The sequence below is a fragment of the Sphingobacterium sp. GW821-FHT03E03 genome (assembly GCF_059420745.1).
This window is the reverse complement of sequence record NZ_JBWKUH010000003.1, coordinates 107998-120716: the sequence shown is the minus strand read 5'-3', so window position 1 is coordinate 120716 and position 12719 is coordinate 107998. Positions and strand designations below refer to the sequence as shown.

The window sequence follows — 12719 nt, the reverse complement described above, 5'->3', positions numbered from 1 at the left end:
TACTGCTATCCATCCAGTGTTCTGATGTCTTTTTTGGTTCATGATATTTCATCGGATTATAATTGTTAGATAGACCAAGGACCTCTCATTGGTTGGTGAATTAAACGATTTGCAGCATCATCATCAATAAATTTCTCATTTTGAGAATCGTATTTTAATGAGCGGTTGAGGCGCAGTGCTGCTAATCCCATATTAACCAATGTACAGGAGCGGTGTCCATTTATTTCATTGAGGGCAAATTTTTCGCGTGTCCGGACAGATTCCAAAAAGTCAGTGATTTGCGGAGCCGGCTCAGGGTATTGTGCCAGTTTTCTTTCCAGATCAGGAATATCCGATGCAAATCCTTTATATAATTTACCTTTAGGTCCTTCAATATAAGCCGCTTTTTCATCTTTGGCCTCGCCATCTAAAATGATCTGACAACCATCAGCATAAGTGAAAGTAATGCGTCTCCAGGTACCAACGGCATCTGGGTGTTGCTGTGGCGCATCCACATCTACACTCACTGGGCTTTCATTGTCCTTACCTAAGAAATATTGCACTGGATCCATATAATGTTGGCCCATATCACCTAATCCTCCGCCATCATAATCCCAATAGCCTCTAAAAGTCGTGTGTACGCGATGTTTATTGTAAGGTTTATATGGTGCTGGACCCAACCAAAATTCGTAGTCTAATTCCGCAGGCACTTGTTCTTCTGGTAGGTTTTCTTTTCCTACCCAATAGAATTTCCAGTCAAATCCTGTATGCTTACTTATCGTTACTTTTAATGGCCAACCCAACATGCCTGTATCTACTAGTTTTTTGATTTTACTAACAGGTACATTCATTCCATAAAAATCATCTTTGAAGCGAAACCAAGTGTTCAGACGGAACATATTTCCGTGTTGTGCAATGGCTTCTTTTACTTTCTTACCTTCACCAATGGTACGCGTCATTGGCTTTTCACACCAGATATCTTTTCCTGCTTTAGCAGCCTCTATAGACATAAGACCATGCCAGTGCGGCGGAGTAGCAATGTGGACAATATCTACTTCTGGAGATTTGATTAATTCTCTAAAATCATGGTATTCTTTTATGCCGCCACCCAGGTCACTTTGTGCAGCCGCAAGATGGCTTTTGTCAACGTCACAAATGGCAACTGTTTTTGTTCCGGCATAGCCGAAGTGTCCACGGCCCATATTTCCGACGCCAATTACTCCTTTGGTTAGATGATCACTCGGAGCAAGATAGCCTTGGCCTCCAAGTACAAAGCGTGGTACAATAGAAAATGCTGCAGCACCTACCACTGATTTTTTAATGAAATCACGCCTTGATGAATTCTGTTCTTTCATGTTGGTTGGATTAGTTGTTTTATAATTGATCCATTTTAGGCTGTTAAAATTAACTGCAATTGGATATTGAACCTAAAAATAGATAAAAAACTGATAAATATAAACTGATAACTAAAATTTTATGTATTGTTTATTCTTGTTTTATGAAAAAATAATAAAAGAATAGCTCTGAATTCATTTCTTTCGTATATAAGGTTCGATTCTATTATCCAACGCTAATGTTTAGTTACAGAATTGTTACATGAGCTGTACTGTTCGAAATTCTTACTAAAGAGCATAAATTTTCTAGAACACAATCTAATCCATCTTGTGGTAATAGACCTGCAGTATGTGGGCATTTTGAAAGGACAGAACGATTTATTGGTCCTATTAAAACCTGAATAGTATACCTTAATTTGTATTCATCCAGTGGGTGCTCACATAAAAATCAGGTGATATGATACCGGAAACTCGTGAAACCACTCAATCGTTTTCGTAAAACGAGCTTGATTATGCTTAGAGAATCAGGCATCTTTATGGAGCCTTCAAAAGAAGAAAACCGATATGATGAGACCAACCATGCTATTGATAATTATTTATGCGCTAATCCTACCTGTAATTGGATTTGGGCAATTTAAAGTTGCTCCGCTCGGAAACACGATATATGAGGGTGTGTTTACCGGTAATGGCCTATTGGGAACGATGACTTATCTATCCAGTAAAAAATCAGTGCGTATTGACATCGGCCGAACGGATGTATATGATCATCGTGCAAATTCGGAAGACAAGTTGTTCGATAAGGCCCGCCTGTCACTGGGGTACTTTGATTTGGACCTGGGAAGTGCAATTGTCCAAAGCAGAGGTGATTTCTATCTAAAGGAGGCTTATGCCGTGGCAACTATCTTGACAAATCAGGGACAGATCAAAGTGAAAACGACAACACTTTCCAATGATAATATTATCTTATTAGAGGTGTTGAAACAGGATTTTAAGGGAAAGTATTCGTTCAATTGGGTAGCCGATTCGGCAATCAGTCCACGCATGAAATTTTCCTATACCCAAAAACCAAAGGCTTACCTTGCCAATCCTGCTGGAAAGAATGGACAACAAGGTCACATAAAATACTATGAACAAGCACTGATAGCGGGTGGGGGGTATACGATCGCCTATCTGCTGCGATCAACGAAAGACATGGATACCTATGTTATTACCGTTGGCTATAATCAAAAATCAGCGGATTTTACCCAAGAAACATTAGCGTATCTTCTAAAATTTGGTGCACGGGAAATAAGTACCGGTTTGAAAGAACATCGTCAATGGTGGACGAGCTATTTTAAGGCATCTACACTTGAACTGCCTGATTCAACCTATCAAGGTTTCTACGATATGCAATTGTATAAGCTGGCAAGCGCAACCCGATCGGACAAGCCAGCTATGGATCTGCAGGGACCGTGGACAAGTCCCACTCCCTGGCCAGCTTATTGGCTCAATCTAAATATGCAGCTCGCATATTCACCGACTTTTAAAGCAAATCACCTGGATATCGCCAATTCTTTGATTCAAATGATTGACCAAAATAAGCATAATCTGCGTCTTAATGTTCCGGAACCCTATCGTTACAATAGTATAGCCGTGGGTCGTTCTTCTGCACCGGATTTATGGAGTCCAGTATTATTGCAAAAAGGTGTCTCTCTTGAAAAAGCCTCTGATGGTGATAAAGAACTTGGTAACCTTGTATGGCTACTGCACAGCTACTATCAGTACTATCGGGCAACACTGTCGCGAGATGTATATGATCGTTTATTTCCACTTTTCAAGGACGCAATCAACTACCATTTGCATTTGCTGGAGAAAGATCAAAATGGGAAATATGCTATCGCTGTTAAAACCTATTCACCCGAATATCCAAAAGGATTTGCTTATAATACAAATTACGACCTATCAATCCTAAAGTGGGGTTTAAGGACACTTTTGGAACTGGACGACGAACGTGGAGGCAACGATCCGCTTCATGCTGTATGGAAGGATGTGCTGGCACATTTGGTTGAATATCCACAAAACACTGATGGTTTTATGATTGCCAAAGATGTACCCTATGAAGAATCACATCGACATTATTCTCATCTGATGATGATCTATCCTTTTTATGATGTGAACTGGGATCAAAAGGAGAATAGGGCGCTGATTGAAAAATCTATTGCACATTGGCAGAGTAAAAAACAATGGCTTCAGGGTTATTCCTTTTCAGGGGCAGCTTCGATGTATGCCATGATGGGACGAGGCGATGCGGCTCTAGCCTCGTTGGATATTTTGTTGAACAAATATGTTAAAGCGAATACCCTCTATGCGGAAAGTGGTCCTGTGATCGAAACGCCGTTGGCTGCCATGGCAAGTATACAGGAGCTTTGTCTGCAATATTGGAATGGGATATTGCGTGTATTCCCAGCTGTTCCGAGTAAATGGAGAGATCTCTCCTTTACCCATTTTTTAGCGGATGGGGGCAATTTGATTTCTGCACAACGTAAAAATGGAAATACAGTAGCTGTTGAAGTTAAAAGCCAATACGGTGGAACATTAAAACTAAAGCTCGGTATGCTTAACCCAATTGTTAAAGTACATGGGAAGGGTACGTATACGAAACAGGAGGATGGCTTAATCAGGTTAGAACTCAATAAGGGAACTATAGTCGCTATCCGTGAAAGTAAATAAATAAAAGCAAGCAAAATAAACAACGTATAGAAAGGGAATATAAATAATGAGATTTAGAAAGCAAATTTTTATGATTTTATGGGCTGTTCTGGGGACAGGTACTTTGGCCCATGGACAAACTGTGAAATTGAAACTGTCGAAAGAGTTTGTACAACAGCAACTTGATGCTGCTGCCAAGCAGATTAAAGTTTTGGATAAGGAAACACCGACGGATAAGTTTCCGAAAACATTTGAAAATGGCAAAGAGGTCTTTTCATCATCAAGCTGGTGGTGCTCGGGCTTCTATCCAGGGACGTTATTTTATTTATATGAGGGAACCAAAGATCCGGATCTACTAAAGAAAGCGGAAGATAAATTAACCTATTTGGAAAAGGAGAAGAATAACAAAGGTACACATGACTTGGGCTTTATGTTGTTCTGTAGTTTTGGAAATGCCCTTCGGTTGACTGGGAACACCAAGCAATATGAACCGGTTTTAACAACAGGGGCAAATTCATTGGCATCACGTTATAGTTCGAAGACAAAAACTATCCGTTCATGGGATCACGGGTCCTGGGATTATCCCGTCATTATAGACAATATGATGAACTTGGAGTTTTTGACACAGGTCTCTAAAATAACAGGAGATAAAAAGTATTATGATATTGCGGTCACACATGCTGAAACAACTTTAAAAAATCATTTTCGGAAAGATTATAGTTCTTACCATGTGATCGACTATGATAAGAATACAGGTAAAGTGCGATCGAAAAAAACACATCAAGGGGCATTTGATGAGTCTGCCTGGTCACGGGGACAGGGGTGGGCTTTATACGGTTATACGATGATGTACCGTGAAACAAAGAAAAAGGAGTTTTTAAAGCAGGCACAGCAGATAGCGAAATACATTCTTGACAATCCAGATCTACCCTCCGATCTAATTCCGTATTGGGATTTTGATAAGGATAAGATCGCTGCATCTGATAAGATGTACCCGAATAAGGATTTAAGAGACGTCTCTGCCGCTGCCTTGTATGCTTCGGCGCTATTAGAGCTTTCGCAATATACCAAGGGTAGCGAATCTGCACTTTACTTCGATAAAGCGGAGACAATGATCAAAAATCTATCTCAAGCACCTTATTTGGCTGCTTATGGTCAAAATGGAGGCTATATTCTTCAACATAGTGTGGGAGCACTTCCTTTAAATTCGGAGATTGATGTACCACTGACATATGCTGACTACTATTATGTAGAAGCATTGGTGCGCTATAAAAGGCTCTTGGATGGTGAACCAATGATAAAAGAAATCGCGAAGTAAATACAGTAACGATAAAAGTAACAAAGGCGCCCATTTAGGCGTCTTTGTTACTTTTAAATCTATTCGTACCCTGCCTACAGTCTCTTTTCAAATATTTAATCCCTTTTTTACGCCATTTTGTGTTTTAATCATCTTCGTAGGAGTCCGCTATTTGCTGTGACGGATTATACCCAAATTGTTTCTTAAATTCCCTGCTAAAGTACTTTCTTTCAGAAAATCCAACTGCATAGGCGACCTCACTGACATTCATCGAAGATTTTAGCAACTCCTTCGCTCTGTTAAGCCGGTACATCTTCACATAATTATTGATAGAAAGGTTGGATATCGCCCGGAGCTTTCGGTAAATAATAGGTGTGCTCATACCCATCTTTCGGGAGATAAAATTAACATCAAAGTCATCCGACTGCATATTATCTTCGATCAGTTGATCTAATGTAGCAATAAATTGAGCATCCAGTTCATTGTCGAAATCTGTTTTTTTGACCTGAAATTCCTTGCTTTTTTTATGACTGATTGCGATAAGATTCTGCACAGATAGAAACAACAGCCTATTGTCAAAAGGTTTTGTTAGATAGATGTTTGCTCCATATTGTAGGGCCTGTGTCTGTGATTCACTGTCTGTCACTGCAGTCAACAGGATAACAGGAATATGACTGGTTGCGATATTTGTCTTTACTGCCTGGCATAACTGGGCTCCATTCATATAAGGCATCATCAGATCAGATAAGATCAAGTCGGGAATATACTCTTGCGCTTTCGATAAGGCATCTTCTCCATTGAAAGCCGTGATGACCGTATAGCTATCCTGAAACAAATGAACAATGGTATCCAATAGCTCTCTATTGTCTTCGACAATGAGAATGGTCTGTTGCAAAGATCTACCCAATACGGTCGGAGTTGTTGAATTTGATTCATCTATTATGGTCATCAGGGAGTCTGTAGGAGAGGACATGCTGACTTTCGATAGCTTCGGCAAACGTAGGTTGAATACCGTCCATTCTCCTTTTTCATCTTTCATGGTAAAGCAACGGATCTCTCCTTGATGCTGTAGGACAATCTGCTTGGTCAAGGCTAGTCCGATACCGGTACCTATATTGTCATTTGCTTGTTCCTCCCGATAATATTCTTCAAAGATCTTGAATTGATTGTCCGTTGCAATGCCAATCCCGTTATCAACGATGTTGATAACGATGCTGTCTTCGCTCTCAAGGAGCTCAAGATAAACTGTGCCATTCTCGGGTGTATATTTAATGGCGTTTGACAATAGATTGAACATGACCTTGTCAAATTGAACAGCGTCTATGGATTGTAATCCTACGGCATCCAATTGTCGGATATAATAATTGATATGTTTATTCTGGGCAAGATCATTGAGGAGATAGAATGTGTCTTCAATATATTCCCTGAAGGGGATATCGCTCTGTTTCAAGATGAAGTGCTTGTCATCAAATTTTTTGAAATCAAGTAGCTCGTTAACAACCCCCAATAATTTAGCTGCATTCTTTTTAATCCGTTTTATCTTAGATTGGGTAGTCGATAAGTTGGCTGTTTCGGTAATGATTTCATCCAGAGGTGACATGATCAGGGTAAGCGGGGTCCGGATCTCATGCGAAATTTGTGTAAAGAATTTGATTTTCTTTTCCTGTTCTCTTTCGGAATTGATCAACATCTGGCGTTCTACGACAAACTTGATGACAAAGTGCACACCAAGGGTAAATAGTCCAGCGTATAGAAGGTAGGCCCACCAAGTTCTCCAGAGCGGAGGCTTTATATCAATGTGTATTTGTAGTGGGGTACTGCTCCAGATACCATCATTATTGCTGGCATATACACTGAGTGTATGCCGTCCTTCGGGGATATTGGTATATCTGACACTTGGTGTACTGGTTTCTATCCAATCTTTATCAAAACCTTCTAGTTTATAACGATATCTATTTTTCTGTGGTTTAATAAAATTGGAACTTGAAAAATTAACAGTGATAAAATTCTCGTCATAACGTAATTGCAACGTATAGTTATTAGGCTGATCACCTTGCTGGATGCGACCATAGTTTAAGGGTGTATCTTCAAGGAATATATTTCTAAAAAGCACATTCGGTTTTTTCTGATTGAAAGTGATTTTTCGGGTGTCTATCGAAACTAGACCATTCAATGTAGTCACGAATAAAAATCCAGCTTCGCTGCTATAGACCTTAGCCCCTTGCATATTTTTAACAGGGAGACCATCGTACTGATTAAGTATAGTATTATACTTTGTCGTTGGATCGAAAAAAATCAGCCCATTTTTGCTGCTGATCCAGAAATGTTTGTCGATCATGACAGGCCAGCCTAAGCTGTTATTATGAAAACGGGCTAGAGGCTTGATATCGCCCAAATGATACAATTCGGTTGCTGTTGTAAACCAGATATCACCATCGGGATGGACATAAAACCCTTGAATGGATAATTTTGGGTCCGTAAATAGTTGAATAACTTTTGTCGTGGGATCTTGCTTGTAAAGTCGCCCACCCAATAAAAAATAAACACAATTTTTATTATCGGCTTGGATATCCGTTAATGTGGTAGGTAGTCCTTTGACCGGATATGGCGGTTTCTCCGGAGGTGCAATATATAAACCTGCATTTGTACCCAGGTACAGATAATTGTCTACTCCGGCATAGATGCTATAGATATTATTTTTTAAATGTAGCGGATTTTTGTCCAATAGGACATGGCGTGCAGTTTTAGTTTTTAAGTCAATGATCGAATAGCCGCCACCATGCTGTGCCGCATAGAGGACATTGTTACGTATTGACAAGTCCTTGATCAGATTAGATCGCGATAGTTGCGGGAAAGGTTGCATCGTTCCCGTCTTTTTATCCAAAAGATTTATTCCCTCCTCCTCCGTTCCGATCCAATAAGCATCTTGGGATTCTGCAAAACTGCCAATAATATCGCTATTTAGCCTGTTATGAGGTAGCTCACGACTTGAATAAACATGCAAGGGAATCATATTCGGATAAATGGCATTGATTCCTCCAAAATAAGTGCCTAACCAAATAATTTGCTGATCGTCGATAAATATATCATAAATGGAATTTTGGCTTAACGAATGGGGAACCGAAGTATTATGCTTGTAATTAATAAAGGATGTACCAGCATTAAAGACAGAAAGTCCTTTTAGTGTGCCTAGTAATAATGTATTATTTGGGCCTTTATTGATTTTTCGGATATTATTACTTAGGAGGTTGCTGTTCTCTTCATGGATGTGCTGCCAATGCTTATCCGATAGTCGATATTGAAATAATCCCTGCAGTTTTGTCCCAATCCATAATGTGCCATTTTGATAATACAAAGTGCTGACGATACCTTGATCTTTTAGCGGTAATGAGATACGGTCTATATGCGTTATTTTATTCTCTTTTAACGTGCAAAACTCAATACCGCTATCGCTGGCAACTGCATATGTTGTTGAATTAACCGGAATAATAGCTTGGACATGATTGCGTGTCAGGATCGGTTTTATGGTATAGGAGTTTCCTAAAGGGACGGCAAGATAGAGTCCGCGAGCGGAACAGAGGATGGTGTGATTGCCGTGAACATAAATATCATGGATAGTTAAAGGAAGATCAAATGGCTTGTCTTGTTGAAAGACAGATTTTCTTTTGTCAATATTAAAAATGAAGAGTTTCGTTGCGGTAGCAATAAAAAGATCGTTCCGCGCATTGATATTAATCTTATTGATGTAATCTACATTTTTGAAAATCGAGTCAGTGACTAAAACATTTGTTACATTTCTGGAATCATAAATAAATAGGTTGTTTCCCCCACCAAACCACAATTTATCTTGTCGATCCTGCGCGATTGTCAGTACCGCCTGTTTGTCCAGGATATTATCCTGTGTCAGAGTTTCGAAACTAAAGTGCTGGGCACAACAAATAATACTTGAGCATAGGAGCAATAAAGTGATGGCAATGCTTCGAATCTGTTGTACGGGGAATTTCATAGATAAATAGAGGTTACAGCATCAAATTTAAGATTTTACCCCTTAATATTTATAAAAATCACCCTACTAAATCGTCGTTCTTGCTCAATTTTGACATAGTTAAGTAACCATTTTTAATTATAAAACCAATTTCCTAAAGTATGGCTAAGTTTTACGCAATAGGATTGTCTGCGATGACGCTATTTTCTGTAGGTGCAGTTCATGCCCAACAGAAAATAAATGTAACGGGACAAATCAAAGACAGTCAAGGAGCACCGCTATCAGGTGTAACAATTCGTGAGAAGGGCGGAACAGTCTCAACTTCTACAAATGGATCAGGAACCTATTCCTTATCTGTAAACCCTAACGCAACACTAGTAATTTCTTATGTTGGTTATCAAAACCAAGAGATTGTCATTAATGGCCGCGATATCATTAACGTAACAATGGTTGGAACAAGTTCTGTCATCGATGAAGTTATTGTCGTCGGTTATGGTAAGCAAAAGAAAGAAAAGTTGCTCGGATCAGTGAGTACCGTTGATGCTAAACAGATTGAAAACAGACCAGTCACAAATGTTTCTACTGCGCTTAGCGGTGTAGCAGCAGGAGTACAAGTCAAGCAAAGCACGGGTAGACCGGGAGCTGACGGCGCTACAATTCGGGTTCGTGGTATAGGGACACTCAATAATTCGGATGCCTTAGTTGTTATCGATGGTATACCAGGTTCAATGGATGCGGTGAATCCCAATGATATTGAAAGCATCTCGGTGTTAAAGGATGCATCATCGGCCTCTATCTATGGAACGCGTGCCGGTAATGGTGTTATTCTGATCACAACAAAAAAAGGAAAGGCAAATCAAAAAACACAACTTAACTACTCCGGTATCTTGTCCCGAACCAAACCGATGGGAACTCCTGAGTTTGTGTCAGATTATGTGCGTCACATGGAGCTTATGAATGAGGGGACATTTAATTTGGGAAAACCTGCAAAATTTGCTGAATCTACACTTGATCTTTGGCGAAAAGCCAATGCCGATCCCAATGGTGTACTAGCTGCATCTGGCTTACCTAATTATATCGCTTACCCAAATACCGATTGGACAGATTGGATTTATAATTCGAGCTGGATTCAAAGCCATAATATTTCAGCAACGGGAGGTTCTGAATCGACCAATTATATGCTTTCGGGTCGGATCTTTGATAATCCCGGTATTATGAAAAATACGGGCGCAAAGAAATACGAACTGAGAACAAACCTAAGTACTAAAATCGGAGATCGCTTGACAATTGGAACCAATATGTTTGCATCAACTGAAGACCGGAAAAAGGCGAATGTTGACAATTTGTATAACTTCTTGCGACAATCTACTCCAGGGGTTTATCCGATGTATGATGGTCGATTTGGAGGAGCTGTGGCCGCAGAAGAATCCACCCAATTGAACAATTTGATGCAATATCTCTATGAACCGCAAGGGATGGATAAAGTGTCGAATTTTAATTCGACTATTTTCGCAAATGTAAAGATCATTAATGGATTGACATTCGAAACCAAATTTAATTACCAAACGCGATTCCGTGAACAAACAGGCAGCTCAATCCCAGTTGATAAATATAGCTTTGAGACGAATAAAATCGTCTTTCCCAAAGGCGTTGCCGCTACGCAAGTACTATCGCAGGGATACGAAAACCTTCGTACACTCACTTTCGATAACGTCCTTCGTTATGAAACCAGCATCGGTAAACATAATATCGGAGCACTATTGGGGCATAATGAATTCAAGACAAAATGGTATAATTTCTCGGCTTCAAAAAGGGGGGTCATAGATCCAACGATTTCCAACATCGGTACCGCGAATGAAATGAATGCTATTGATGGCAACGAATACGAAACAAGTATGCGCTCCTTTTTTGGCCGTGTAAATTATGACTTTGACAGCAAATATCTTGTCGAATTTAGTTTACGACGGGATGCATCTTCCAAATTTGGAAAAGATCTTCAAGCGGGCTATTTCCCATCTGTAGGCCTGGGGTGGTTGCTTTCAAGAGAGTCTTTTATGAAAGGGCTTGAACCATATGTCCAAAATGTAAAGCTTCGTGGGTCTTGGGGTAAATTGGGGAATGATATGAATAATAGCGATCCGGCTAGAGAAAACTATTTACCCGCATTTGCTTTCTATGGCAATGCAGGATACTCCTTTGGCGGATCACAAGTTGGCGGTTTAGAATTGAGCAAATTTGGGAATAGATTATTGGCTTGGGAAGAAAGTGAAAATAGAGAAGTAGGGTTGGAGTTTGCGACCTTTCGAAATAAGGCTTATGTCGAGTTGAATTACTATAACAAATTGACTACGGGAATATTGGTACCAGAACAATTGCCACTGACCACCGGTACTACTGGAGCGCCTATTGTCAATTCAGCTGCGATGCGCAATAGTGGTATCGAGCTTAATTTGACGTGGAAAGACAAGATCGGTGAATTTCGCTATAATATCGGAGGTAACTTTGCCTATAATAAAAACCAGGTAACCAAACTCAAAGGGCAATTAGTTAGAGGCTGGAATGACGTCAATGGTACAAGTGTTTACAGCACAAATATCGGACAGGTTTCAAATGCAGTAGGTACCAATCAGCGGAATCTCGAAGGGCACATGTTTCAGGAATATTTTTTGAGACAGCGTTACAAAGGTGATGGCAGTTACTATGTGAATGGCGGGGCCGTAAATCCCAATGGCGGACCTCGGGATGGTATGATCCGTACGGAAGCTGATTACAAATGGGTGCAGGATATGCAAGCAGCAGGGTACAGCTTCTCTCCTGTAAACAAACTGGGTGTTGAACAATTGTATTATGGTGATTTTCTGTATGCTGATCTCAACGGTGATAAGGTCTATGGCAATGAGAATGACCAGAACTTTACAGGAACATCCAACGTTCCTAAATATATTTATGGTATCAATCTAGGATTTTCTTACAAAGGCTTTGATTTACAGATGCTGTGGTCAGGGGAAGGGAAATTACAATACTATTGGAACGATGAAGGCTATAGCAATAACATCGTTCGCGATGGAAACGGTATTTCTAAGCGAGTTGCAGATGATCATTATTTTTATGATCCAGCTAATCCTAGCGATCCGCGAACCAATATCAACGGATCTTATGCCCGTCTAAAATACAACGGTGAGACAATTAACAATGTCGCCAATAATTTCTACCTCTATGATGCAGATTTTATAAAATTGAGAAACTTGCAGATTGGCTACACATTTAACAGTAAACTAACTGAACGCTTACATGTTCGCAATTTACGGGTGTATTTCTCTGGAGAGAACTTGCTTATGTTTACGAAGTTTCCTGGTGCCGATCCTGAAATTGGAGCGGGAGCAAAATATCCTACGATGAAGCAATATGCTTTTGGATTGAATTTTGGATTTTAATA

General features: G+C 39.9%; 5 protein-coding genes. 3 read left to right on the top strand and 2 right to left on the bottom strand.

All coding sequences use genetic code 11. From position 1 onward, the window contains the following. Nucleotides 1-65 precede the first annotated feature (65 nt). Nucleotides 66-1334, bottom strand: a complete 1269-nt coding sequence (locus tag AC07UV_RS05565) for a Gfo/Idh/MocA family oxidoreductase (RefSeq protein ID WP_282250736.1) — start codon at nucleotides 1332-1334, stop codon at nucleotides 66-68. Nucleotides 1335-1877: 543 nt separating this feature from the next. On the opposite strand from AC07UV_RS05565, the gene AC07UV_RS05560 reads away from it, so the two are divergent. Together AC07UV_RS05560 and AC07UV_RS05555 are read left to right on the top strand one after the other, a co-directional pair. Beyond that, nucleotides 1878-4022: a glycosyl hydrolase family 95 catalytic domain-containing protein gene (locus tag AC07UV_RS05560; protein WP_495182979.1), complete on the top strand. Its 2145-nt coding sequence runs from the start codon at nucleotides 1878-1880 to the stop codon at nucleotides 4020-4022. 46 nt (nucleotides 4023-4068) lie between these two features. After that, nucleotides 4069-5319 carry a glycoside hydrolase family 88 protein gene (locus AC07UV_RS05555; protein WP_282250734.1) on the top strand — a complete coding sequence of 417 codons (1251 nt, stop codon included), beginning with the start codon at nucleotides 4069-4071 and terminating at the stop codon, nucleotides 5317-5319. Nucleotides 5320-5443: 124 nt separating this feature from the next. On the opposite strand, the gene AC07UV_RS05550 is transcribed toward AC07UV_RS05555, so the two are convergent. Next, entirely contained in the window at nucleotides 5444-9304 is a 3861-nt protein-coding gene (locus tag AC07UV_RS05550) for a hybrid sensor histidine kinase/response regulator transcription factor (RefSeq protein ID WP_495182978.1), read from the bottom strand. 140 nt (nucleotides 9305-9444) lie between these two features. On the opposite strand from AC07UV_RS05550, the gene AC07UV_RS05545 reads away from it, so the two are divergent. Next, the gene (locus AC07UV_RS05545) at nucleotides 9445-12717 is read left to right on the top strand and encodes a SusC/RagA family TonB-linked outer membrane protein (RefSeq protein ID WP_495182977.1); all 3273 of its coding nucleotides are present in this window, start codon (nucleotides 9445-9447) and stop codon (nucleotides 12715-12717) included. Nucleotides 12718-12719 lie beyond the last annotated feature (2 nt).

Coding starts and splice junctions, on each gene's coding strand:
- AC07UV_RS05565 (WP_282250736.1), bottom strand. CDS start 1,334: ATGAAAGAACAGAATTCATCAAGGCGTGATTTCATTAAAAAATCAGTG.
- AC07UV_RS05560 (WP_495182979.1), top strand. CDS start 1,878: ATGATGAGACCAACCATGCTATTGATAATTATTTATGCGCTAATCCTA.
- AC07UV_RS05555 (WP_282250734.1), top strand. CDS start 4,069: ATGAGATTTAGAAAGCAAATTTTTATGATTTTATGGGCTGTTCTGGGG.
- AC07UV_RS05550 (WP_495182978.1), bottom strand. CDS start 9,304: ATGAAATTCCCCGTACAACAGATTCGAAGCATTGCCATCACTTTATTG.
- AC07UV_RS05545 (WP_495182977.1), top strand. CDS start 9,445: ATGGCTAAGTTTTACGCAATAGGATTGTCTGCGATGACGCTATTTTCT.